We start from the raw sequence: 24,246 nt of genomic DNA on the forward strand, positions 1-24,246 counted from the left end.
AATAATTCAGCAGCCTCCTAGCCGTTCGCGTCCTTCGCGAACGGTGCCGCCGCCTTGCGCGGAGACCGTCCGGGTCTGGGCCGATAACCGCTCACGATGGACATGCGGTTGAACGCGTTGATGGTCACCGCCGCCCAGATCAGCACCGAGGTCTGTTCGGTGTCGAGGATGTCTGTGGCCCGGTCGTAGGCCAGGTCGGCGGCGTCGTGCGCGGGCAGCTCGGTGACCAGTTCGGCGATCTCCAGGGCGGCCTGTTCGACATCGTCGAACAGGTCCGGCGCGTCGCGCCACCCCGCGATGACGTCGATCTGCTGCGTCGACAGACCCGCGGAACGGCCCAGTTGCGCATGCAGATCCATGCAGTAGGCGCAGCCGTTGAGCTGCGAGCACCGCAGGTTCACCAGCTCGACGAGCGAGCGGCTCAACCCGATCGCTTCGGCGGCCGCGGCGACCTCGGCCGACACCGCGATCAGCTTTCGATAGACCTGCGGTGTGGTCTTGTCTATTCGCACCCGTTGCGCAGGCATGGCCCAACAGTAACCGCCCGCGGTCGCCGGCCCACGAGCCGCTGCGTCAGCCGAGGACGCCCGGGAACAGCACGACCCGTCTGATCACACGAAGTCCCCACGCCGTCTGGGTAGGACTACTCATCCGTGCCGGGACGCGCTCGGTCATCGTCGGAGCATGACCTCTCCCAGCAGCATGTTCGGCGGCGATCCGAGTACTGCCACGCTCGCGCGGATCTCGACCGAGTTCGACGCCATCGCGCGCCAGATGTCCACCGTGTCAGCCGAATTCGCAGAGCTACGGCGCATCGTCGCCGAGCCGCTCGAACCCGCCCGCGAGACGAGCACCGCCCCGCGACCCGCGCCCCGGACACCGACGCAGATACAGACACCGCCTCCCGGCTTCACTCCGCCGACCGTGACGGCGTGGGCCCCGCCGGCGCCACCGTTCTCACCACCCCATCGGCCCCCGGCCGCTCCCCCGAATCCGGCGGGCGCCGCGGTGTCACCGCAGATGCCTCGTCCGACGACCATGCCGTCGTACCGACCGCCCCGACCGTCGGCCGCCCCGCCGCCTCGACCACCCGCACCGTCGATGTCCGACCGTATCGGCGCGGCCGCCGAACGCGGGCTCATCGGCAAGATCCTCGCCACCGCCGGCGTCGGCGTGACGCTCATCGGTGTAGCGCTGCTCCTCGTCCTGGCCGCGCAGGCCGGAATCCTCCGTCCGGAATTCCGCGTCGCCGGCGGCGCGGTGCTCGCCACCGCACTCGTCGCCGGCGGAATGTGGCTGCGCGGCCGCACCGACGGTCGGATCGGTGCCATTGCCCTGACCGCCACGGGAATCGCAACCGGCTACCTCGATGTCCTCGCCGCGACGAAGATCTACGAGTGGCTACCGATCGTCCCGGGCCTCGGCGTCGCCGGCCTCGTCGCGGCGGGTGGTCTCGTGCTGGCCCACCGGTGGCGCAGCGAACACCTGGGTCTGTTGGTCGTGGTGCCACTCATCGTCCTGGCACCGGTCCTCACCGGCGGACTGGACACGACCCTGATCGCGTTCATGGTGGTGCTCTGCGCCGCGTCGGCGTGGGTCCAGCTCGGTCGCGACTGGATCTGGTTGCACGCGGTGCGGCTGGCCGCCCCGACGATCCCGCTCACCCTGGTCGGCCTCTCCGGCGTCGTCGGATGGGGTGCGCCCGGGGACTCCGACCCGGTCTTCGCGACAGCGGTCGTCGTGGTCGTCGTGCTGGCAGTCGGCGGCGCCCTGCTGGCCATGCCCACCACGGCGTTCCCCGAAGCGATGGCGGGCCTGGCGAGTGCGACCACCATCCCGGCACTGTTCGCCGGTTCGGCGATGCATCTGCCGGGCGCGGTCATCCTCCAGGCCTCCATCGCCCTCGCGCTCATCGGCACCGTGCTGATCGGTTCGGCGCTCTCGGGCACCCGCGCCCGGTTCGTGCCCGACACCGTCGCCCAGATCTGGTCCGCCACCGCACTTCTCCTGCTGTTCGTCGCGGTCCTCGAGACCTTCGACGGCACGGTGGCGGTCGCCGTACTGCTGGGATTGGCCACGGTGACCGGTCTCGTGGCACGGACGTGGTCGACGACCTCGCGTGTGCTTCTCGCCGGCAGCTCGGTCATCTGGGCGATCGGTTTCGCGGCCCTGCTCCACGCGGCGCCTCCGTACGTGCTCGCCGACGCCGACCTGATCGGACGCGATGCGAACCTGGAGATCGTTGTCGCGAGCCTGTTCGCGGCTGTTGGAGCGCTCGTCCTGGCTGCGGGCTGGGTGCGCCTCACCGACGAGGCGCTTTCTCGCGCAGCCCACATCGCCGCCGGGATGGTCGTCGTCTATGCGCTCACCGTGATCAGTGTGACCGCAGGTGTCCTCATCGGTGGGCCAGACGGGTTCCTGGCCGGACATGTTCTGGCGACCACCTGCTGGATGGTGCTCGCCGGCGCGGCGCTCGCATATGCCCGACGTCGCAGCGGCGCGGCACGCACCGCCGCGGTCACCGGAGGCCTTGTCCTCGTCGCCGCGGCGATCGCCAAGCTGTTCCTGTTCGACCTGGCCACCCTCGACGGCATCTTCCGCGTCATCGTGTTCATCGTGACCGGACTCATCCTCCTCGGACTGGGCGCCTGGTACGCACGCGCCCTGCAGGAGAATCCTTCGGAGCCGGATTCGGTGACAGCCGCCTGACCCTGTCGGTGACGGACTAGGTGGTCGTACGAACCGGCGCGGCGACGTCGACCTCGGTCGTCGCATCGTGGGCGGGAGGTCGACGATCCGGGGCGGTCCGGACATGCGTCAGGTACAGCGTCAGCCCGACGAAGGTGAGTCCGCCGACGAGATTGCCGATCACCGTGGGGATCTCGTTCCACACGAGATAGTCGGCGATGGAGAAGTCGCCACCCATCATCAGACCTGACGGGAAGAGGAACATGTTGACGATCGAGTGCTCGAAGCCCATGTAGAAGAACAGCATGATCGGCATCCACATACCGATGACCTTGCCGGGCAGCGACGTCGACATCAAAGCGGCGACGACGCCCGTGGACACCATCCAGTTGCACAGCACACCGCGGATGAACAGCGTCAGCATGCCGGCCGCCCCGTGCTCGGCGTACCCGACGGTGCGGCTGTGCCCGATCTCGCCGAGCTGCTGCCCCACTTCGTCGGGTGCGACGCTGAACCCATAGGTGAGGATGACCGCCATCATCACCGCGACCAGGATGGCGCCGAGGAAGTTCCCGACGAACACCAGGCCCCAGTTGCGCAGCATCGACCGGACGGTCACGCCTCGACGTTTGTCGAGCAATGCCAGCGGCACCAGCGTGAACACGCCCGTGAGCAGGTCGAATCCCATCAGGTAGAGCAGGATGAACCCGACCGGGAACAGCACTGCCCCCAGCAGCGGCTCACCGGTTCGCACCGTGACCGTCACCGCGAACGCCGCGGCCAGAGCCAGGATCGCGCCGGCCATGAATGCTCTGATCAGCGTGTCGCGGGTGGACATGAACGCCTTCGACTCGCCGGCGTCGACCATCTTCACCGCGAATTCGGACGGTTTCACATAGGACATGTGGTTCTCCTCGAATTCCTCAGTTTGTCGGGCCCCATGGAACCGAGGTCACATGACCGTCCGGTGTCATCGACGAGTCGCCCTGTTACACCGACCTCACTCCCGCCACGTCGCGGTGTGAAATTCAGATGACGCCGGCGGCGCTTAACCACATGTCGTTCGTGTGAACACTGCCGAATGTTGCTGCGTCGACTTGGCACCACGCGCGCCGATGGGCAATGTGGATGTGGTCCAACACTATCGATGGAGATGACGATGACCACCCCGATCATGCCGAAAGCCGATGCCGCAGAGCTGATCAACGCCGCACGGATACGCCAGGGACTCACCTGGGCGACGATCGCCGAGAAGATCGACGCCCCCCTGGTCTGGACCGTCGCGGCGTTGTTGGGCAAACACCCGGTCCCGGCCGCGAAAGCCACCGCCGTCGTGGAATTGCTGGGTCTCGGCGAAGGTGTCGCGGAGAGCCTGCGTCAGCAGCCCACACGTGTGGCCGACGATGCCGTGGCGAGTGATCCCACCATCTACCGCTTCCACGAGGCGATCGCCGTCTACGGGCCCGCGCTCAAAGAACTCATCCACGAGGAATTCGGTGACGGCATCATGAGCGCGATCAACTTCAAGATCGGTTTCGAACGCCGGCCGGACCCGAACGGCGACCGGGTGATCGTGACCTTCGACGGCAAGTTCCTCGACTACAACTGGTGAATGTCAGCCGTCAGCGATCGCAGCGCGAGCATCATCGAGGCGTACACGGCCGGTTCGGTGGGGTCGAAACCCAGAACCGTCCGGATACGCTCGATGCGCTGGTAGAGACTCTGCCTGCCGATGTGCAGCGCCGCGGCCGACCGAGTCGCGCTGCACCCGTTCGACAGATGCACCGCCAGCGTCCGGACCAGATCGGACGACGAGCGTTCATCGTTGGACACCAGCGGTTCCACCAGTGACCGGAGCTCCGCGCGGACCGCGGGGTCGAGCATGCGGACGGCATCGTCGGCGAGCAGTTCGCGAGAGGTGAACACCCGGCGATCCGTCCCGAGGCGAGCGGCGGTCGACGCCGCGAGCCCGAGTTGTCGCCCGCATCGGCGCAGCGACTCGGAGAGGACGGCCGCCGTATCCGTGCCCGGCCCGAGATCGTCCAGGCGGCAGGGAGTTCCGACCACGACGGTGGCGCCTGGCAGCCGGTTGCCCCGTGGTACCAGTGACGACACCACTCGGTCGACCGGATCGGGAGTGCCCTGGCCGCCACCGGCCGGCACCGCGACCAATGCATACACCGTGGCGTCGACGATGCTGCGCGCCACCGAATCCAGCGCGGCCCCGGCGACCGCGGCGTCGGCCATCCGCGGGTCGGGAGCTTCGGCTGCCAGGGGCACCACCACGGTGGGTCCCGCCACGGACACCCCCGCGCCGGCCAAACGTGTCCGCAGGTCCGCGGGCCGCATGGGCCTGCCGTCGACGAGATCTTCGACGAGCCGCGCGGCCAGGGCCGATCCGCGGACACCGGTACGGGTCAGGCCGACCGCCACGGGACCGGCAGCCGCGCGCAGCAGGCTCTCGGCGAACGGATTCGGGCCGCCGTCGGCACGCTCGCCCACGACCAGCCGCGCCATCGGACGCCCCTTGCTGAGGACCACGGCCTCGGCCACGGCCCGGTCGACGATCCGCCACGCCGCTGAGTCGTCGTCGACGCCGTGTGCGGACAGCAGCGCGTCGGAGGTGGACACGAGAACGACCGGGGCACCGAGGATCTCGGAGAGATGACCGAGCATGGGTGCGACGCCGGCACCCGCCGCCAGGTCGTCGTGTAGTGCGTCGACGAGCGTGGAGCGAAGACGCAGTTCGTCGACCTCACGCGCGGCGATCGAGGTGTTGACCGCGCGGCACACATCGATGAACGGGACCACTGACCGCAACTCGATGATCGGCAGCCGGGCCACCGAGCCGGCCCGCACCATCTCCTCGGGCACGCTCTCGAACGTGCGGCCCACCTCGATCGCCACCGCCGCGACGCCACGCTGCGCGAGGTCCTGGATGTAGTGTTTGCGGGTTCCCGCGTCGAGCCCACGCAACCCGAGTCCCGTCGTCAGCAACAGCTCGCCACCGGTGAGCAGCGGTCCGATCTCGTAGATCTCGCTCGAGTGCACCCAACGCACCGGCGCGTCGAGGTGCTCGTGGCCGCTGAGAATCCGTGGCTCCGCCGCGGCGAGCTCGTTGTCGAGGATCTCTCGCAGCGTCGGCGTGACGGTGATCGTCGGGTGTCGGCCGGTTGTCATGGACCGAGACACTATGCACTGGCCACGTCCTCTGCAGGGCGACGATCTGTCAGTTGCGGCTGCCGATGCCGCACGGCACTCTCGACTGCATGACGCTCTCGCTCCCCGACCGCGCCGGTCTCGACCTCTCCGGGATGCTCGATGTCGCCTACCAGCAGGCACGTCAGGGCCTGGCCGAGGGCGGCATCCCGATCGGCGCGGCCCTCTTCGCCTCGGACGGCACCGTGCTCGGCGCGGGCCACAATCGGCGTGTGCAGGCCGACGACCCGTCGGCACACGGTGAGACGGATGCGTTCCGCGCCGCAGGGCGGCAGCAGGACTACGCCTCGACGATCATGGTGACGACCCTGTCACCGTGCTGGTACTGCTCGGGTCTCATCCGTCAGTTCGGCATCGGCACGGTGGTCATCGGCGAGCACACCTCCTTCTACGGCGGTGAGGACTGGCTGCGGGATCACGGGACCGAGGTCATCGTGCTCGACGACGAGCGATGCACGACGATGATGTCGTCGTACATCGCGGCGAATCCGGCGGTGTGGAACGAGGACATCGGGATCGCTCCCGCCGACGCGCCGGAGCGGAAGGCATGACCGACAGCCCCGTCCTCACCGTCGACCTCAGCGAGTGGCACTCCGGAGGAGCTGCCGCACAACGGGTGTGCGCCGCCGTCGACGAGTCACTGCAACGCGCCGGGTTCCTCCTCGTCACCGGGCACGGGCTCGATCCCGAGTTGCCGCGGTCCCTTCGCGCGGCCGCCCGACGCTTCTTCGCTCTCCCCACCGACGTGAAGACCAAGTACTCCGTCGGCGTCGGCGGTCGCGGCTGGATCGGACCGGGCAAGGAGGCCAACGGCTTCTCCGAGGGCACCGAGACTCCGCCGGATCTCAAGGAATCGTTCACCTCCGGCGCGCAGACACCGGTGGGCACATCCGAGATCGACGAGTACTGGTTCGCTCCGGACGTGTGGCCGGACGAGACACCCGAACTCCGGGAACTGTTCACCGCGTGGACTTTTCAGATGAGGAAGCTGTCCGATGACCTGCTCGGGCTGATGGCCGCCGCGCTCGGCCTCGCCGGTGCGGACAACCCGTTCCGGAACCTCGCGTCGAACCCGACGTGGTCGTCCAACATCAACCACTACCCGCCGCTGCACGACGTCGGACATCCTGAACCCGGCCAGTTCCGCATCGGACCGCACACCGACTTCGGCACCGTCACCATTCTCGACCGTGAGCCGGGCGCCGGTGGGTTACAGGTCTACAGCGAGCAGTCCGGCTGGGCCGACGCGCCGTGGAACCCCGAGGCCCTGACCGTCAACATCGGCGACATCCTCGAATACTGGTCGGCCGGACGCTGGCCCGCGGGTCGGCACCGCGTCCTCCCACCGCAATCCGACGCACCGGCCGAGGACCTCGTCTCGCTGATCTTCTTCTACGAGCTCGACCACGACGCGCTCGTCTCTCCCCTCGCCCCGCCTGTCGGGCGCCGCGCCGGACTCGAGCCGGTGGTCTCGGGGGACTTCATCAGGCAGCGCCTGGACGCGATCACCGTCGGCTGAGACGTGCGCTCTGCTCCCTGAGGCACCCCAGGGAGCAGAGGCGTCGTCAGCGAGGCTCGGATCCGGTGACCAGCGGGAGCGATGGGTCGTTGGCCCAGGCGGTCATCGATCCGTCGTACACCGCGACATCGTCGCGACCGACGAGCGCGAGTGCATGGGCGATTCCGGTAGCCGCGATCCCGCCGCCGCAGTAGGTCACGACCTTGGTGTCGTCGGCCAGCAACCCGGCCGCCTCGAATTCCCGGCGCAATTCGTCGAGGGGTCGAAGATCGCCGGTCTCGGCGTTGCGGATCGAGAACACCGGCAGATTCACCGACCCGGGGATGTGACCCTGGCGCGCGTACGTGGTGGTTTCGCCGCGATAGGTCGCCTCGTCGAGGACGTTGACCAGCAGAGTCGACGGATCATCCAGCGACGCAGCGACATCGGCGGTCGACCGCAGGAGTTCGGGGCGGCGCGTCCCGCTGAAGCTGCGCGGAGTGGCGGTCGACTCGGCATCGGTCACCGGCTCACCGGCGGCCTTCCATGCCTGCAGCCCGCCGTCGAGCACGGTCACGGCGTCGAACCCCTCGAGGCCCAGGTGCCACCAGAAACGCGTGGCCCAGAATCCCTCGAGCTGGTCGTAGACCACGACGGTGGCTCCGTCGCCGATGCCCAATGCCGAAGCCGCAGAGGCGAACTGTTCCGACGACGGGACCGTCCAGGGTTCGGCGCTCGCGGCGTCGGCGAAGTCGGTGAGCAGGTCGGCGAACACCGCGCCCGGGATGTGTTCCGCGCGATAGGACTCCGCACCCGATTGCGGGACGTACGGTCCCTCCTTCGGAATGGGGAGGTGGGTGGTCGCGTCGACGATGACCAGCGAGGGGTCATCCAGACGTTCCCGCAACCAGGCGACATCGACCAGGGCGGGCAGGGCAGGTGTACTCATCTGAACCTCTCGAGAAACGGGCAAAACACCCCGACTCCTCCGAGACTAGGTGTCCGTCGATGCCTCGGCACGGTGCCGAATCTCACCGAGCACGACGGTTGACGGACCGCCGCGCACGGGGCAGCGTGTGCCCGGTTGCGAGCACGTACTCCCGGTCAGGCCCGCTCGCGCATCACCCCGACGTGACGGACCGTCCCCGAGATCCCGGGGATCTGCTTCACCGGCGTCCAGGTGCGCATTCCATCGGTGCTGTCGGAGTACAGATAGCGCCCGTTCCGGTAGGCGTCGAGGTACATGCGCCAGGCACCGTTCGGAAGCTGGACGACCGCCGGCCCTTCGACGAGGAGACCCCAGTTGCCCGGCGGCACGAAGCGGTAGGGCCCCAGCAACGACGTCGCGACCCCGTGCTGGATGAACTTCTTCGTCTCGTTCTTGGTGAATGCGTGGTAGGTCGGGCCGACCTTGATGACCGTGGTGTCGATGTGATCCGCACCGATGCTCAACAACGGGACGGGCGGGCTCCAGATCCGCAACCCGGGATCGAGCGCCGTCATCACATAGGGGACGAAGCCACCCCCGGTGGACATCGACAGGATCACGCTGACCCGGCCACCCTCGACGAACCACTCGGGAGCCCAGGCCTTGGTCGTGAAGGGCGACAACGAGGGACCGTCGCTCGAACCCGCCGACCCGGAGGAGCCGGGCCCGCTCGACGAGCCGAGACCCCGGCCGTCACCCGTGCCCGGAAGGAACGCACAGCACAGCGGCACCGGCCAGTTGTACAGGAAGCTCCAGTTCACGCGGTCGCGGCTGCGCGCGAAACCGATGCTGGCCCCGTCGGCGGTCGTATACGTCACGTAGTACCAGCCGTCGGTGTGCCGGAAGATGCTCGCGTCTCGGACGTACCCCGTCGGCGGCCGATAGGCGGACTTGCGCACCATGCGGTACTCGAGGCCGTCGGTGGACTCGTACACATCCATGTCGCGCGCACTCGAATTGCTGAACGCCACCATCGTGTAACGCCAGCCCGAGGGGGCGGCGTCGCTGCCCGCCGGTGTCGGGACGAGCAGTCCGGCCACCGACAACAACACCACGGTCACGGCGGAGAGGACGGTTCGTCTGGAAAGAGTCACCGGTGCAGTATCGACGACGATCGGCACGCGATGTGCAACTTTCGCCCGGAAGGTGACACGCGTCCGCCGTGACGCCATCGGCCGCACGGACCACCAGTGCGAATCCGTGCGGCCGGCGAGGATCACGGAGTCCGCTGGAGACCCCGGCGTTTCTAGCTGCCGTTGGCGTACAGCGCCAGGAGCGGACCGATGAACGCGAACAGGACGGTGAGACCGATATCAGACGAGGACACTGAACACCTTTCGACATGAGCGGACTTCGACGGCCGGTGAACCGGACTGCTCACCGACCAGATCACACACTCCCATGGCCGAGTGTCGTTTGTCAGGCAAATGAGCCACAAACCCGTTCCCGCGCAGTGTGATTGAGCGATACCGAACGGCCGGTCGTCTCAGTCAGGCGTCCAAGTCGTTCGTCTCGACGCCCGCAATCGCCTGTCGAGATCGGCCATCAGATGCGTGGATCGCGACGCCCCACCGCGCGGTTCCGGGTATCGGCACAACACGTCGACGAGTTCGGGCTGCGTCCGTCTACACACGGCCTCGATCGCTTCGTCGCCTACACCGGGGTCGTTGCCGCTCTCGAGTTCGGCGATGAGCGCCCGGTTCGTCGGCGCCCGCAAGATGTGCCCGACCTGGTGCGCTTTCGCAATCGGGTGCAGATAGGCGGCCGCCGCGGCGTCGCCGGCGGCTTGTGCGGCCAGTCGCGCGACTTCCGACGGCGCATCCTTCGCAGCCCGGTGCGCCGCAAACGCCGTAGTCCGCTGCAGCGCGGATCTCTGTGCACCGCCGACGAATTGCCGCGCCGCCTCGATGGCTGCGCGCGGCCGCTCATCACCGGGCAGCGCTCGCTCGAAGACCGGCAGTACTTCTGCAGCCCACTCCGTGGCATAACGCACGACGACGCGCAGGTCGTCGTCGGTCAACTCGAAGTCTGCCATCGGCCGAACGCTAGCAGCCTCGCCGAGCGCCGGCCCGCGCGCCGGCCCGTCGGATCAGGCGGGAGATCCGCTGTGCGCAGGTCAGAAACACCTGAGAGTCCGCGTCGAGCTTGTCAGGAAATCCGCAGGATTTCTGTAGCCCTGTTCACATGAGGTCCGGGCATCGTGGTGCCGTGAACACGCCCCAGACCCCCATGCCGCAGACCCCCGACCACGATCCGATCACCGAACCCTTTGTGCCGCCCCGCGGACAGGCGCAACCGCCGGGTCCCTGGTTGGTGAATCAGCACATCACCCCGCCGCCCACGTCGCCCCTGCCCACGCCGGCGATGCCACCGGTGTCGCGTCCACGCGCCGGGGTGACCAAGCCGATCATCGTGACCGCGTTGCTTGCCGGGCTACTCGGTGGCGCCGTCGGCATCGGGGGCAGTGCGCTGCTCGGGCACGACGCCGCCTCGGTTCCGGTCCTCAGCTCGCAGTCGGCCGCGGCGGCCAATGTCGCGGACGCGCAACCCGGTTCGGTGACCTATGCCGCGAGCGTGGCGTCGAAGTCGACGGCCGACATCAAGGTGCAGACCGCGAACGGCACCTCCGTGGGCAGCGGGATCGTCCTGTCCCCCGACGGATATGTGCTGACCAATCATCACGTCGTCGCAGGCGCCGGTTCCGGGAGCACGATCGTCGTCACCACCGGCGACGGTCACCAGCACAAGGCGACCGTCACCGGGACCTCCCCGTCGTACGACCTGGCAGTGATCAAGCTCGAGGGAGCATCCGGACTCACCCCGGCAGCGCTCGGCGACTCGGACGCGCTGAAGGTGGGCCAGCAGGTGGTGGCCGTCGGCAGCCCCGACAGCCTGTCCAACACGGTGACCTCCGGCATCGTCAGCGCGCTGTCGCGCACGGTGACCGCCGGGGACGGGAGCGGTTCGTCGCTCACCGTGTACAACGGCCTGCAGACCGACACCCCGATCAACCCGGGCAATTCCGGTGGGCCACTGGTGAATCTGCAGGGACAGGTCATCGCGGTCAACTCGGCGGTGGACACCGGCCAGGCCGCGTCCGGCGGTCCGCAGTCCTTCGGGCTGGGATTCGCCATCCCGATCAACACCGCCAAGCGCATCGCGAATCAGCTGTTGCAGGATGGCGAGGCGACCAAACCGGTTCTGGGCGTGTCGGGTTCGCTGTCGGCCGGCGACCAGACGGAGGGCGCAACGGTGTCATCGGTGCAGCAGGGCGGCCCCGCCGCGGCTGCGGGAATCCGGCAGGGCGACGTCATCACCAAGATCGGGGACACCACCGTCGCCGATTACGCCGACCTCATGGCGCAGATCCTCACCCACAAGCCCGGTGAGACCGTACCGGTGACCATCGGTTCGGGCTCCGATGCCCGCACGGTCGAGGTGAAGCTGGGCAGTGCCGTCGACAAGCAGGAGACGACGGTGCCGGAGTCCGGAAGCGGATCGGGCGGCTCTCCGTTGCCGTTCGGCGGCAACCCCTTCGGCCGGATCCCGTGACGTCAGCTCGGTGAGAGTTGCTGGGCGAGCATGACGATGATGTCGCTGGGGCCGCGCACGTAGGTGAGTTTGTACAGGTCCTCGTAGGTGGCGACGCCGCGCAACGGATGACACCCGTGCCGCGCCGCCACTTCGAGGGCTGCGTCGATGTCGTCGACCGAAAACGCGACGCGATGCATCCCGATGTCGTTGGGCTGGGTGGGCCGGGTCTCGACGGCCTCCGGGTGGATGTACTCGAAGAGTTCTAGGCGCCCGTGCCCGTCCGGGGTCTGCAGCATGGCGATCTTCGCGTGATTGCCGTCGAGCCCGACGGCGGTGTCGGTCCACTCCCCGCTCACGGTGTCCCGGCCGATGACGTCGAGACCCAGGTCGGTGAAGAAGGCGATCGCGGCGTCGAGGTCGCGCACGGCGATGGCGACGTTCTCGAGTTTGATGGGCATGACCGCCACGCTAGTGGGCGCCCCCGACGAATACGACCTGTCCGGTCTTTGGGCATCAGTTGAATGTGAGACGGGGAGCCAATGGCGCGTGAATTCAGCATTAGGTATCGCTGAGCGATACCTAATGCTGAACGTTCAGCCGCGGTACTTGGTGAGCAGCTCCTGCGGGAGGTGGCACGCGCTCTCCGGGAACCGCGCGAGCCGGTCCTGGTGCTCGTCGGCGCTACGGACATAGTTCGTCAGCGGGAGCACTTCGACGGCGATGCGATCCGCGTCGTCGCGCGCACCGATGAAGGCTCGCGCCTGTTCGAGGTGCTCTGGCCTGTCGGAGTACACGCCGGTGCGATACTTCTCGCCGACGTCGGGACCCTGTCGATTCACGCTGTACGGATCGATGATCTCGAACAGGTACGCCATGAGCTGCTCGACGCTCACGAGGTTCGGATCGAACTGGGTCCGCACGCATTCGGCGTATCCGTCGTACTCACCGTCGAGGGTGAGGGTCGTGCCGTTGGCCCGGCCGGCCTCGGTGAACGTCACGCCCGGCAACGTCGCAACGAACGCCTGCACGCCCCAGAGGCATCCGCCGGCGAGGTAGAGCTCTTCGTTCGGCGCGACGGAACTCATCGTTCGATCAGACGTTGAACCGGAACTCGACGACGTCGCCGTCTTTCATGACGTAGTCCTTGCCCTCCATACGGACCTTGCCGGCGGACTTGGCAGCGGCCATCGATCCGGCGGCGTCGAGGTCGTCGAAGGAGACGATCTCGGCCTTGATGAAGCCCTTCTCGAAGTCGGTGTGGATGACACCGGCCGCCTTGGGGGCGGTGTCGCCCTGGTGGATGGTCCAGGCCCGCGATTCCTTCGGACCGGCCGTGAGATAGGTCTGCAGACCGAGCGTGTGAAAACCGGCCCGCGCCAACGATGTCAGGCCCGGCTCGTCCTGGCCGATGGAGTCCAGCAGTTCCTGCGCGTCTTCCTCGTCGAGTTCGAGGAGTTCGCTCTCCACCTTGGCGTCGAGGAACACCGCATCGGCCGGTGCGACGGCGGCACGCAGTTCTGCCTTGCGGGCGTCGTCGGTCAGCACGCCCTCGTCGGAGTTGAAGACGTAGAGGAACGGCTTCGCGGTCATCAGGTGCAGCTCGCGCACCGACGCCAGGTCGAACGAATCCTTCTGCGAGTACAGCGTCTTTCCGCTGTCGAGGAGCTCCTGCGCCTTATTCGCGGCCGCCAGGGTCTCGGCCAGATCCTTGTTCTTGCGCGCGTCCTTCTCCAGGCGCGGGATGGCTTTCTCCAGGGTCTGCATGTCCGCCAGGATCAGCTCGGTCTCGATGACCTCGATGTCGGCGAAGGGGTCGACGCGACCGTCGACGTGGACGACGTCGCCGTCGTCGAAGACCCGGACCACCTGGCAGATGGCGTCGGCCTCACGGATGTTGGCCAGAAACTGGTTGCCCATGCCCTCGCCCTCCGATGCGCCCTTGACGATGCCGGCGATGTCGACGAAGGACACCGTGGCGGGCAGGATCCGCTCGCTGCCGAAGATCTCCGAGAGACGATCGAGCCGACGGTCCGGCAGTTCGACCACGCCGACGTTGGGCTCGATGGTCGCGAACGGATAGTTCGCCGCAAGCACGTCGTTACGGGTCAGGGCGTTGAACAGGGTCGACTTACCGACGTTGGGCAGACCGACGATTCCCAGGGTGAGACTCACGGGCGCCCAGTCTATCGGCAGGCGGTGCGGAGTCCGCCGGGGCGTGGCATCGGGCGCCTCAGTCGCGGTCGAGCAACCCCTTCACCGGGTTCGGCGGATCCGTGGGCGGGTCCTTGTCCGGAACGCCGACCTGCGTCGTCACCGGGGTGTTCGTCGGTGGCAACGATTCGCCGGCCCGCTCGGCGATCTGCTCGTTCAGGTAGCGCAGGACGACGGCCAAGGAAGCCACCGCAGGCACCGCGAGGAACGCGCCCGTGATTCCGAACAGCGTGCCGCCGAGCGTCACCGACAGGAGCACGATCACCGCGTGCAGATCCATGGACTTGGACTGCAGCCACGGCTGCAGCACGTTGCCCTCGAGCTGCTGCACCGCGAGGATGATGCCGAGCACGATGAGCGCGGTGGTCAGCCCGTTGGACACCAAGGCGATCAAGACCGCGAGGGCCCCGGCGACGAATGCACCGACGATGGGGATGAACCCGCCGAGGAAGGTGATGACCACCAGCACACCGGCGAGCGGGACACCCAGGATGAACAGGCCCAGACCGATGAGCGCGGCGTCGACGAAGCTGACGATCGCCTGCGTCCGGATGAAGCCCCCGAGGCTGTTCCACATGCGGGTCAGCACCTCGCCGAGGTGATTGCCGGAGGGCTTGCCGACGGTGCGGTCGAGCCACGGCACGAACTTCGGGCCGTCCTTGAGGAAGAAGAACACCAGCACGAGCGCCGTGAACATCGTGATGAGAACCGAGGTGGCGGTACCGACGCCGCTGAACACGCCGGCCGCGATCGTCGAGGCGCTCGACTGGAGCCGGCCGGTGATGGTGTCGACCATGTTGTCGAGCTGCTTGTCGTCGAAGTTCAGCGGCGGACCCTGCACCCATTCCTGCAGACGTTCCACGCCATCGGTGGCACGACTTGCCAGTTCGGGAGCCTGATCCACGACCGACGGCACGATCAGCCCGACCACCCCGCCGAGGACCCCGAGTCCGACCAGCATCATCAACAGCGACGCCCCCGCGGCCGGGACCCCGTGGTTGCGCATCCACCGGACGGGCGGCCACAGGATGGTGCACACGATGATGGCCAGCAAGATCGGAAGCAGGATCACCCAGAACTTGCCCAGCAGCCAGAAGAGCACCCAGGTCGCGGCGGCGACCAGCACGATCTGGAGCCCGACCGTCGCGCTCGAGCGCAGGCCCGACATCATCACCTGGGCGCGAGTCGGGTATGACTTCTCCCCGCCGCCGAGCACCGCGTCGCCGCCGAGCACGGCATCGGCACCGAGCTTGCTGGTCTCTTGTCTCGCGTCGGCGGACGTGTCGTCCGCGCGCTTGTCGTCCGAGCTGTCGGTCACCCGAAGGATCCTCACACATCGCGGTGACAAAGCGACATCGACGCGGCGACGATCGGCCGAACATGCGATCGGCCGACGACGCGATCAGCGGCGGCGGAGCTTTCGCCCGAGGAAACGGACCAGGGAGTTGATCGCCTCGAGTTCCGCGTCGACGTGATTGAAGACGGCCGGGCAGTCCCCGCCCTCGCCGGCCCCCCCGCCCGATCGCGGTGGGCAGTCGTCGTCAGCCGACGAGAGTGCGTGCTCGGTACACCACGGCGACGGCTCGACCGGCGGAGCCACGACGCCGAGTTCAGCCTCCTCGGCGCAGACACGCCTGATCGTCTCGGGGCCGTAGAGGCCCATCATCATCTCCAGCCCCCATGCGGGGAGTCCGGTGAGTGGAAGGTCGTCGTGCCGGCTTCGTCGGCGGCCATCGAACCGGGTCGTCATGGCGCCATGGTGCCACAAAGGTGTTACCCAGATCACAGTTTTGGCCCGCTCGGTGGGACGGATGCTGTCGTGTCCGAATCCCGCCAGACCGCGTCGCCGCCGGGTGACACAGTGAACGGGTGACCACAGGCACCGCAGCAGAACCCGACACCGGAGGTGGCGCGCCGGACTTCGACCGGTGCTACCGCGCCGTACAGGCCCGCGACGCCCGTTTCGACGGACAGTTCTTCGTCACGGTCCGCACCACCGGAATCTATTGCCGGCCGTCGTGCCCGGCCCAGACGCCCCGGCCGGGCAACGTCGCGTTCGTTCTCACCGCCGCGGCCGCCCAGCAGCAGGGGTTCCGCGCCTGCCGGCGTTGCGCACCCGATGCCGTGCCCGGGTCCCCGCTGTGGAACATCAACGCCGACATGTCGGCTCGCGCGATGCGGCTCATCGCCGACGGTGTGGTCGAACGCGAAGGCGTCGAGGGTCTCGCCGCGCGCCTGCGGTACTCGCCCCGACATCTCACCCGAGTGCTGACCCGGCATCTGGGCGCCGGGCCGCTCGCGCTCGCGAGGGCACACCGCGCCACCAACGCCCGCGTGCTCATCCAGTGCACGACGATGCCGATGACCGACATCGCATTCGCCGCCGGGTTCGCGAGCGTCCGCCAGTTCAACGACACTGTCCGCGCGGTCTTCGGACTGACCCCGACCGAACTCCGTCGACTTCCCAGCCGGAAGAGAAATCCGAACGACGACAACGATTCCGCCCCGGGGAGCGTCACCCTGCGCCTGCCGTTCCGCGCGCCGTACCGATGGCCGTGGATGCGGTGGTTTCTGCACGCACACGCCGCCGCGGGCGTCGAATCGGTCGTCGACGCCCCGGGCAGCCCACATGGCTGGCGCTATCGGCGGGTCCTCGCACTACCGCACGGCCCGGCCTCGGCGGAGGTGGAACCGCGAGACGACCACGCCGTCGTCTCGCTCCGCGGGCTCGACATGCGCGATCTCGGTGTAGCGGTCAATCGGATACGTCGTCTGCTCGACCTCGACGCCGACATCACCGCCGTCCAGGACGCGCTCGCCGCCGACGACACGATGCGACGACTTCTCGACCGGGCGAGCGGGCTCCGGGCGCCCGGCAGTCTGGACCCGGCCGAGACCATCATCCGGACCATGCTCGGTCAGCAGGTCAGCCTCGCCGCCGCCCGCAACCAGATCGACCGTCTCGTCGACGTCCTCGGTGAACCCGTCGGCGACTCGCTCGCCGTCGCGTCCGAAGCATCGACGGCAGATGACGATCCACCGTCGAAGTCCTTTCCGACGCCGAGCGTCATCGCCGCCCGCGGACACGAGGTCCTGCGCGGGCCGAGGCGCCGGGTCGACGCCGTGATCGCCGTCGCCGAAGCGCTCGCCCAAGGTCGGATGGAACCGCATGTGGGGGTCGATGCGTCTGATCTTCGTGCCCAGCTTCTCGAGTTGCCCGGGATCGGCCCCTGGACCGCCGACATCGTCACGATGCGGGTCACCGGCGATCCCGACGTCCTGCTCACGAGCGACCTCGTCGTGGTCCGCGCGGCCGCCGACCTCGGAATCGATCTGCGGGACACCGGGCACTGGGCACCGTGGCGCTCGTACGCGACCATGCACCTCTGGCGACACCGACTCGACGCCGCCGGACAGGTCGTGTGACGAGCAGACTTCCGACGACCGCGTCGCGGTTCGGTCTCCGTACCGATGACGACCTCACCGATCCCCGCCGTACCGATTCCCCAGCCGTACCGATCTCTCAGGAGTGACATGTCCGCACCGACCACCACCCCCGACACCACCGGCTCCATAGCGAGCGGCACCGAACCAGCCGACACCGAACCCGCCGGCACCGTCCCGGCCGGTCACGAAACCAACGGTCCCACAACGACAATCGGCATCCATGCCACCGTATCCACACCCAACGGTCCGTTCACGGTCGTCGCCGACTCCGACCACAACGTCCTGGCGTCGGGGTGGACCGACGACCCCGCCTACCTGACGGCACTCGTCCACCGCGCTCTCCGGCCGGGATCACTACAGCCATCGGCCGAGCTGGGCGAGATCACCGACGCGGTGTCGGCCTACTACGCCGGCGATCTCGCCGCACCGTCGCGCATTCCCGTCGTCCAACGCTCCGGAGGGGTGTTCCTGGGCCCGGCCTGGGACGCCCTGCGCAAGGTCGAGGCCGGACACCCCGTGACCTACACGCGCTTCGCCGAACTGGCCGGGCAGCCGGCGGCGGTCCGGGCCGCGGCCGCGGCCTGCGCCCGCAACGCGGCCGCGCTCTTCGTGCCGTGCCACCGGGTGAAGCGCAGCGACGGCACCCTCGGCGGTTTCCGGTACGGCCTGCCCACGAAGCAGTGGCTGCTCGACTTCGAGGCAGGGGCAAGCGACGCTTCGGACGAGCACTAGCCGGCACTCGACCCCGACGGTCTGACCGAACTTGTCGGGGGTGTCCGACACCATCGACGACATGACTGCTGCTGCGCTCTCCCTCGTCGTCGGCCTCGTCCTGGGCATCGCGCTGGGTTGGTGGGCGCACGCCGCCCGCAGCGCTGCAACCGTGTCCGCCGCTCGCGCCGAGGTGGAGATGCTGCGCGCCGGCCGCGAGGACGTCGCGTCCTCGCTGTCGTGGGCCACCGAGGACGCGGCCCGGCGGCAGTCGTCGGCGATCAGCAGCTCGGTCGCCCACATCGTCGAGCCGTTGCGCGCCAACCTGGCGCAACTCGCCGACGAACTGCGCAGGGTCGAGAACAACCGGATCGGCGCCTATGCGGGCCTGACCGAGCAGGTGCGTGGGATCCACTCGGCATCGATCGCACTGAACGATCAGACCCGGCAGCTCGCCAATGCGCTGCACAGTCCCCACGCACGCGGCCGGTGGGGGGAGGTCCAGCTCGAGCGCGTTGTCGAGCTCGCCGGCATGACCAAACACTGCGACTTCAGCACACAGGTTTCGGTCACCGACACATCCGGCGCCAACGGTTCGGGAAACGGCCGGGGTTCCACCACACTGCGTCCGGACCTGGTCGTCCATCTCGCCGGCGGCCGCGACATCATCGTCGACGCCAAGGTGCCCCTCGACGCCTACCTGCGTTCGGCCGAGGCCACCGACTCCTCCACTCGCGACAGACTCATCGGCGAGCATGCCCGCGCATTACGCGCCCACATCGCACGACTGTCCGCCAAGTCCTACTGGTCCGCCTTCGACAACACGCCGGAGATGGTGGTGCTGTTCCTGCCTGGCGACGTCGTCCTCGAAGCCGCTGCGCGCACCGATCCCGATCTGCTCGAGTTCGGCTTCGCCCGCAACGTGGTCATCGCCACCCCGACCACCCTCATCGCCCTGCTGCGCACCGTCGCACTCGGCTGGCGTCACGACGCGATGGCCCGCGACGCCGCGGTCATCCACGACCTCGGTCTGCAACTCCACCAGCGGCTCGCCGGCGTCCTCGGTCATCTCGGCTCACTCGGCACGTCCTTGCAGCGCACGGTCGACGCCTACAACTCGACGATCGGTTCGGTGGACAGCCGGCTTGGCGTCACCGCGCGCCGTCTGGCCGAGCTCGACGCCCTGGGCGACGTCCCCGAAGCCCCGCGACCTCCGGTGATCCACGACACCTGCCGCGCCGCGGGGTCGATGGACACACCTGGGACGACGACGCAACCGGCACCGACGCCACGGCCCGGGGGTGGAACGAATTCCGTCGACGAACCGGTACCGTGACCATGTGCCTTCCCCGCAACGTCTCCAAACCGCGGTACCGCTGGACCAGCAGTCGGTACTGCCCGCGGTCCGCGGTGTGCCGTGGTGGGGCGCCGTTCTCCTGGGTACCGGGATCACGGGCCTCGGCGCGGCCATCGACGCCGGCAGCAACGATTCACTCGGGTCGATCTACAAGTTCTGCTACCTCGTCGGCTGTGTGATCGCCGCGCTGGCCGTCCGCCGCCGGGCGCTGTTCACCGCCGCCGCGCAGCCCCCGCTCATCGCGTTCTTCGTCAGCATCGTCACCCTCTACGGCCTCAACTCCGAGCAGGCGTCGTCCGGATTGCGAGGTTTGATCTTCAACGTCCTGCTGCCCATCGCCGCAGACTTTCCGTGGATGTTGACGACCTTCCTGGTGACGCTGGCGCTCGTGCTGGCCCGGTGGTTCCTCACCCGCGACCCCGCCGAGTCCACGAACCGTAGGACCCAGAACCGCGACAAGTCGGGCCGCAACCCGACCTCCAAGGCCACGACCACCAAGGCCACGACCGACAGCGGATCCGACCGTCAGCGCGGACGCGCGACATCGCATCGCCGTGCCAAGGCCGGATCGGCCGGATCGGCCGCCGATGCCCCGCCGGCGTCGCCCGCGAACAAGACCCGATCCGCCGAGCAGGGCGCGCCGCCCGTTCCTCCGACGGAGTCGCCCGCCTCGAGGGTCACCCGCGCACCGAAGCCCCCAGCCTCGAAGACCCCGGCCGCTCCGAGCAGCCGCCGCAAGCCCCGCACCAACGGCGCTCCCGACCGGCCGTCTCCGACCTCTCGCTCGGCGGGTGCTTCCCGGTCCGCGTCGGGCACACAGCGACCGACGGTCGCCGATCTCGCGGCGCCCGACCTCACCCCGTCGGACACCTCTCCCGCCACACCGCGCCGCTCGGACATCCCCACCTACGAGTCGGCCACCGACACGCCCCCGGCCGGAGTCGGCGACACCCGGTCCTGAGGTCTCAGCTCTCGACGTTGAGTTCCAGCCACCGACCCAGGCGTCGGGCCGCGGCGTCGACGAGATCGGGCCACTCCATCGCGCCCTCGTCGGCGTTGTCGGTGACCGCCTTGACCAGTCGGCAGGGCACGCCGAACTCGGTGCTCACATGCGCGACCGCGCACCCTTCCATGTCGACGAGGTGTGCGTGCTGCGCGAGTTCTCGTCGACGAACCGGATCCGCGACGAAGGTGTCACCGGAGGCCAGCACGGTGCCATCGCCGCCGGGAAGCTCCCAGCGATCGGTCATCTCATAACCCATCGCCCGTAGCTCGGTGCTGCTGATGTCGTGCTCGAGCACTGCCGACGGCAGGAAGAGGCCCAGCTCGGCGTCGCCGGTGACACCGTCGCGCAGGGCACCGGCCGTGCCGATGTTGATGACCTCGGTGACCGGTACCCCACCGGCCAGCTCCCGGCTCAGAGCCATCGTCGCCCGCACCTTGCCGATGCCGGTCACGAGCACCCGCGTGCCGGGTGGCACATGTCTGGCCTCGGCACGCGTCGCCGAGACGACGAGGACACTCTGCAAGGGACCACCGGTACGACTCACGCCGTCGATTATCGCGTGCGTCATCCACGCGCGAGCGCCGAGGACGCCCGCGCCGCCCGGCCCAGCGATGACCCGTATCCGGGACCGTGGCCCGCGGCGTGCACGGCGAGCGGATGCAGTTGATGGACCTCGACGCGGTCCTGCCAGCCGGACACGAGCGGGTGGGCGTCCCGGTACCCGTCGACGATCGCGTCGAGGTGCGGACACCCGAACAGCGCGAGCATCGCGAGATCGGTCTCCCGATGAGCGCCGTGCGCGGCCGGATCGATCATCACGACACCATCGGGAGTCCACATCACGTTGCCGTTCCAGAGATCGCCGTGGATCCGCGCGGGCCCCTCGTCGTCGTCGAACACGCCGCCGGCGATCAGCTCACACGCGTCGCGGACTGCGTCCTCGTCGGCGGCGGTGAGGTTTCCGGCCTCGCGGGCGGGAACCAGATAGGGTTCCACCCGTTCACGGGCGTAGAACTCGCCCCACGACTCGTATTCGACGGAGCTGAGCGCCCGCCGACCGATGAAGAGCTGGGCGGAAAACGGCGTTCCCGCCGAATCGGCAGGCGGAGAACCGAAGTGCGGAGCGCCGGCGTCGTGCATCCGAGCGAGCGCGGCCCCGAAGTCCCGCGCGGCCTCGCGCGTCGGACGTCCGGGTTCGAGGCGTTCCAGCTCGATGGTGTCCTCACCGGCCGAGATCACCCGTACGACAGGTGCTCCCGCCTCGGCGAGCCAGCGTAGTCCGGCGGCCTCGGCCGCGAAGAAGTCCGGATGACCGCCCGGCGGACCACTGTCACGCAGCGTCTTGACGAAGGTCGGGGTCACGGGCTCACCGGGGCGAATGCTCGTCGGCCGCCTTCGCCTCGAGGCTCTTGGCGCTCACCCGGGCGAGCCGGTCGAACCGATCGTTGGCCACCCGCATGGCGATCTCATAGGGCAGTGCGAACTTTCGCGCCCACCAGTATCCGAAGCGGATGTCGAACGAGGTGTAGACCAGGAAGCGGTTCTTGCGGACACCCTTCAGGATCGCCGCCGCCGCGACGTCCGGCGACACCGCGACTTTGTGGAAACCGTTGATGGCGGCCTTGACCCGGGGATTCTCGCGGTCGAGGCCGACGATCTCGACGGAGTCCACCAGCGGTGTGTCGACCCCGCCCGGGCACACCAGGGAGACACCGATCCCGTGGCGCCGCAGGTCGAATCGCAACACCTCGGACACGCCGCGCAGACCGAACTTGCTGGCGCTGTAGGCGGCGTGCCACGGCAGGGCCAGCAGGCCGGCGGCCGACGACACATTGACGATGTGACCGCCGCGGCCTCGCCGGATCATCTGCGGCACAAAGCTTTCGATGATGTGGATCGGCCCCATCAGGTTGACGTCGACCAGCTTTCGCCAGTGGCGGTGTTCCAGGTTCTCCACCGTCCCCCACGCCGAGATGCCGGCGATGTTCATCACCACATCCATGACCCCGACCTCGGCGTCGACCTGGCGGGCGAAGCCGGCCACCCAGTCGAAATCCGAGACGTCGCCCGCGACGTGATAGAGAACCGTTCCGTCGGCCGCGGTGATGGACGCGACGACCTCGTCGAGCTGGTCGGCGTGCAGGTCGGTGAGCACGAGTTCGGCGCCCCGGGCGGCGGCGGCCTGCGCCGTCGCCCTGCCTATTCCGCTCGCCGCGCCCGTGATGAGGACCTTGCGGCCGCGCAGCGACGGCACCGGGGTGTCCATGAACAGCAGCTCTCTGAGACCCATGACGCGAGGTTAGCCGTCCGCCACGGCGGACCTCAGCCGATCGGCGGATCGGCAGGTCGGGCCCGCCTTCGCGGGACCCGACCCCGCACACTCAGCCGATCGGCAGCTTCCCGTCGAACAGTCCGTAGACGATGGTCAGCATCGCCTTGAGCACCTGCGCGGACACGTCTTGCCCCTGAGTCATCAGCAACCGTGCCACCGCTTCGGGATCCTCGGTGGCGAGAAGCTGCTCGACGAACGGGATCACCGAGGACAGTCCACTCGCGTCGTCGGTCGGCGTCGACGGCGCCGGGCCGGCTCCGGTCGCGGCGTTCCCGTTGACGTAGTTGAGGATTCCGTCGGTGATGGCCATGGCGTACTTGACCTGGCCCTCGCGCGCGGCGAGTGCCCTGGCCTCCCCCGGGTTGGCCAGGTTGCCCATCTCGATGAACACCGCAGGCACCTTGGTCAGGTTCACCGCCGCGATGTCGGAGCGGGTCTGGATGCCGTCACGGACGCCGGCGTAGTTGGCCGACGGGAACCCGGCCTTGACGAAGGCGTCCCGCATCGTCGTCGAGGCCTTGCGTCCCTCGCCCGACTGCACGCGATCGACAGTGGGGTCCGGCACCGGGAGCGACGGCACGATCATGTGGAAGCCCTTCTTGGACTCGTCGGCTCCCCGCGCGGTCGAGTCGGCGTGCAGACTGACCGCGACCGCGGCGCCGGAACGGCTGGCCGCCGCGGCCCGTTCGTCCACACACCCGCCCCACCCGGTGTCGTCCGGGCGACTCAGGACCACCCGGGCCCCCTGACTCTCGAGACCTGCTTTGACGAGCTGCCCGATCTGCCAGTTGACGGTGTGCTCCCGGGCGCCGTTGACGCCGGTGGCACCGCTGGTCTGGCAGTCCTTCTTGCCGCCGCGCCCGTCGGGCACCTGCGCCCTCAGGTCGTGGCCGGCCGCCGAGGCCTGGTGGCCCGGGTCGAGGAAGACCGTCTTGCCCGCAAGGGCCGTCCCGCGTGCGGGGGCCGCATCGGCGGCGGGCGCAACCAGGTTCGAGGCGACCACCGTCGACGTGGCGGCGGCCACCGCGAACGCGATGGTGGTCAGGCGTTGTGTCGTCGTCTTTCGGAACATGCTCTGTCGAGGCCGTGACGCACGCAGATGCGTGATCACTTGCCTCACTCCCTCCCATTGAGTACCACTGGTCACACTGGTCACAGACTTAACAGTGAAACAAATGAACCGGGGAATCCGAAATGGTCGTCCTGGCACAACCGGTTTTCGTTAGGGAGATGTGACTTACGCATCGGCGTGTAC

General features: G+C 68.4%; 25 protein-coding genes. 9 read left to right on the plus strand and 16 right to left on the minus strand.

The genetic code is table 11. From position 1 onward, the window contains the following. Positions 1-17 precede the first annotated feature (17 nt). Together AMD30_RS18495 and AMD30_RS25760 are read right to left on the minus strand one after the other, a co-directional pair. Positions 18-527 (minus strand): carboxymuconolactone decarboxylase family protein, encoded by a 510-nt coding sequence (locus AMD30_RS18495; protein ID WP_014927629.1) that lies wholly within the window; start codon positions 525-527, stop codon positions 18-20. A gap of 144 nt (positions 528-671) precedes the next feature. Next, the gene (locus AMD30_RS25760) at positions 672-1,142 is read right to left on the minus strand and encodes a hypothetical protein (RefSeq protein ID WP_055476625.1); all 471 of its coding nucleotides are present in this window, start codon (positions 1,140-1,142) and stop codon (positions 672-674) included. Between AMD30_RS25760 and AMD30_RS18505 the strand changes: the two genes are divergently transcribed. Further along, complete coding sequence (locus tag AMD30_RS18505; protein ID WP_055476626.1) at positions 1,102-2,709, plus strand: DUF2339 domain-containing protein; 1,608 nt, start codon at positions 1,102-1,104, stop codon at positions 2,707-2,709. The two genes, AMD30_RS25760 and AMD30_RS18505, sit on opposite strands and share 41 nt — an antisense overlap. A gap of 16 nt (positions 2,710-2,725) precedes the next feature. Here the strand turns inward: AMD30_RS18505 and AMD30_RS18510 are convergent, their stop codons facing one another. Next, positions 2,726-3,592: a formate/nitrite transporter family protein gene (locus tag AMD30_RS18510; protein WP_035717720.1), complete on the minus strand. Its 867-nt coding sequence runs from the start codon at positions 3,590-3,592 to the stop codon at positions 2,726-2,728. A gap of 255 nt (positions 3,593-3,847) precedes the next feature. Here AMD30_RS18510 and cynS point away from each other — a divergent pair, with 255 nt between their 5' ends. After that, the gene (gene cynS / locus AMD30_RS18515; protein WP_035717743.1) at positions 3,848-4,300 is read left to right on the plus strand and encodes a cyanase; all 453 of its coding nucleotides are present in this window, start codon (positions 3,848-3,850) and stop codon (positions 4,298-4,300) included. Here cynS and AMD30_RS18520 read toward each other — a convergent pair. Continuing rightward, positions 4,288-5,868 (minus strand): PucR family transcriptional regulator, encoded by a 1,581-nt coding sequence (locus AMD30_RS18520; protein WP_055476627.1) that lies wholly within the window; start codon positions 5,866-5,868, stop codon positions 4,288-4,290. The genes cynS and AMD30_RS18520 overlap by 13 nt on opposite strands. Before the next feature lie 89 nt (positions 5,869-5,957). On the opposite strand from AMD30_RS18520, the gene AMD30_RS18525 reads away from it, so the two are divergent. Both AMD30_RS18525 and AMD30_RS18530 read left to right on the plus strand, forming a co-directional pair. Beyond that, positions 5,958-6,458 carry a nucleoside deaminase gene (locus AMD30_RS18525; protein ID WP_231632777.1) on the plus strand — a complete coding sequence of 167 codons (501 nt, stop codon included), beginning with the start codon at positions 5,958-5,960 and terminating at the stop codon, positions 6,456-6,458. Then, positions 6,455-7,426: an isopenicillin N synthase family dioxygenase gene (locus AMD30_RS18530; protein WP_055476629.1), complete on the plus strand. Its 972-nt coding sequence runs from the start codon at positions 6,455-6,457 to the stop codon at positions 7,424-7,426. Before AMD30_RS18525 ends, AMD30_RS18530 begins: the two co-directional genes overlap by 4 nt. Before the next feature lie 46 nt (positions 7,427-7,472). Here the strand turns inward: AMD30_RS18530 and AMD30_RS18535 are convergent, their stop codons facing one another. The 3 genes from AMD30_RS18535 to AMD30_RS18545 all read right to left on the minus strand — a co-directional run bounded on the left by AMD30_RS18535 (position 7,473) and on the right by AMD30_RS18545 (position 10,428). Next, on the minus strand, positions 7,473-8,354 hold the full coding sequence (locus AMD30_RS18535) for a sulfurtransferase (RefSeq protein ID WP_055476630.1): 882 nt from the start codon (positions 8,352-8,354) through the stop codon (positions 7,473-7,475). Between the two features lie 155 nt (positions 8,355-8,509). Beyond that, positions 8,510-9,565, minus strand: coding sequence for a hypothetical protein (locus AMD30_RS18540; protein WP_055476658.1), 1,056 nt, complete (start codon positions 9,563-9,565; stop codon positions 8,510-8,512). A 314-nt stretch (positions 9,566-9,879) separates the two neighbouring features. Beyond that, a complete protein-coding gene (locus tag AMD30_RS18545) occupies positions 9,880-10,428 on the minus strand; it encodes a putative immunity protein (protein WP_055476631.1) in 549 nt (182 codons plus the stop codon). A gap of 149 nt (positions 10,429-10,577) precedes the next feature. Between AMD30_RS18545 and AMD30_RS18550 the strand changes: the two genes are divergently transcribed. Next, positions 10,578-11,945 carry a S1C family serine protease gene (locus AMD30_RS18550; protein ID WP_055476632.1) on the plus strand — a complete coding sequence of 456 codons (1,368 nt, stop codon included), beginning with the start codon at positions 10,578-10,580 and terminating at the stop codon, positions 11,943-11,945. Positions 11,946-11,947: 2 nt separating this feature from the next. Here AMD30_RS18550 and AMD30_RS18555 read toward each other — a convergent pair whose 3' ends face one another. The 5 genes from AMD30_RS18555 to AMD30_RS18575 form a co-directional block, all read right to left on the minus strand. Further along, the gene (locus tag AMD30_RS18555; protein WP_010843409.1) at positions 11,948-12,385 is read right to left on the minus strand and encodes a VOC family protein; all 438 of its coding nucleotides are present in this window, start codon (positions 12,383-12,385) and stop codon (positions 11,948-11,950) included. A gap of 135 nt (positions 12,386-12,520) precedes the next feature. Continuing rightward, positions 12,521-13,012 (minus strand): peptide-methionine (S)-S-oxide reductase, encoded by a 492-nt coding sequence (locus AMD30_RS18560; protein WP_055476633.1) that lies wholly within the window; start codon positions 13,010-13,012, stop codon positions 12,521-12,523. A 7-nt stretch (positions 13,013-13,019) separates the two neighbouring features. Next, a complete protein-coding gene (ychF, locus tag AMD30_RS18565; RefSeq protein WP_055476634.1) occupies positions 13,020-14,099 on the minus strand; it encodes a redox-regulated ATPase YchF in 1,080 nt (359 codons plus the stop codon). A gap of 58 nt (positions 14,100-14,157) precedes the next feature. Further along, the gene (locus AMD30_RS18570) at positions 14,158-15,456 is read right to left on the minus strand and encodes an AI-2E family transporter (protein ID WP_010843413.1); all 1,299 of its coding nucleotides are present in this window, start codon (positions 15,454-15,456) and stop codon (positions 14,158-14,160) included. Positions 15,457-15,540: 84 nt separating this feature from the next. Continuing rightward, positions 15,541-15,888: a hypothetical protein gene (locus tag AMD30_RS18575; protein WP_197282808.1), complete on the minus strand. Its 348-nt coding sequence runs from the start codon at positions 15,886-15,888 to the stop codon at positions 15,541-15,543. Positions 15,889-16,007: 119 nt separating this feature from the next. Here AMD30_RS18575 and AMD30_RS18580 point away from each other — a divergent pair, with 119 nt between their 5' ends. The 4 genes from AMD30_RS18580 (at position 16,008) to AMD30_RS18595 (ending at position 20,614) form a co-directional block, all read left to right on the plus strand. Next, positions 16,008-17,564, plus strand: a complete 1,557-nt coding sequence (locus AMD30_RS18580) for a DNA-3-methyladenine glycosylase 2 family protein (RefSeq protein ID WP_055476635.1) — start codon at positions 16,008-16,010, stop codon at positions 17,562-17,564. Between the two features lie 108 nt (positions 17,565-17,672). Further along, the gene (locus tag AMD30_RS18585) at positions 17,673-18,317 is read left to right on the plus strand and encodes a methylated-DNA--[protein]-cysteine S-methyltransferase (RefSeq protein ID WP_156354322.1); all 645 of its coding nucleotides are present in this window, start codon (positions 17,673-17,675) and stop codon (positions 18,315-18,317) included. A gap of 61 nt (positions 18,318-18,378) precedes the next feature. Further along, on the plus strand, positions 18,379-19,632 hold the full coding sequence (locus tag AMD30_RS18590; RefSeq protein WP_055476660.1) for a DNA recombination protein RmuC: 1,254 nt from the start codon (positions 18,379-18,381) through the stop codon (positions 19,630-19,632). A 4-nt stretch (positions 19,633-19,636) separates the two neighbouring features. After that, positions 19,637-20,614 carry a DUF6542 domain-containing protein gene (locus AMD30_RS18595; RefSeq protein ID WP_055476636.1) on the plus strand — a complete coding sequence of 326 codons (978 nt, stop codon included), beginning with the start codon at positions 19,637-19,639 and terminating at the stop codon, positions 20,612-20,614. Between the two features lie 4 nt (positions 20,615-20,618). On the opposite strand, the gene AMD30_RS18600 is transcribed toward AMD30_RS18595, so the two are convergent. The 4 genes from AMD30_RS18600 to AMD30_RS18615 form a co-directional block, all read right to left on the minus strand. Continuing rightward, entirely contained in the window at positions 20,619-21,227 is a 609-nt protein-coding gene (locus AMD30_RS18600) for a nucleosidase (protein WP_055476637.1), read from the minus strand. Next, the gene (locus AMD30_RS18605) at positions 21,224-22,021 is read right to left on the minus strand and encodes a fructosamine kinase family protein (RefSeq protein ID WP_055476638.1); all 798 of its coding nucleotides are present in this window, start codon (positions 22,019-22,021) and stop codon (positions 21,224-21,226) included. The genes AMD30_RS18600 and AMD30_RS18605 overlap by 4 nt, the downstream gene beginning before the upstream one ends. Positions 22,022-22,025: 4 nt before the next feature. Then, positions 22,026-22,949, minus strand: a complete 924-nt coding sequence (locus AMD30_RS18610; protein ID WP_014927651.1) for an SDR family oxidoreductase — start codon at positions 22,947-22,949, stop codon at positions 22,026-22,028. A 91-nt stretch (positions 22,950-23,040) separates the two neighbouring features. Next, entirely contained in the window at positions 23,041-24,063 is a 1,023-nt protein-coding gene (locus AMD30_RS18615; protein WP_010843422.1) for an N-acetylmuramoyl-L-alanine amidase, read from the minus strand. Positions 24,064-24,246 lie beyond the last annotated feature (183 nt).

This window comes from Gordonia sp. HS-NH1, assembly GCF_001418765.1.
Lineage (GTDB): Bacteria > Actinomycetota > Actinomycetes > Mycobacteriales > Mycobacteriaceae > Gordonia.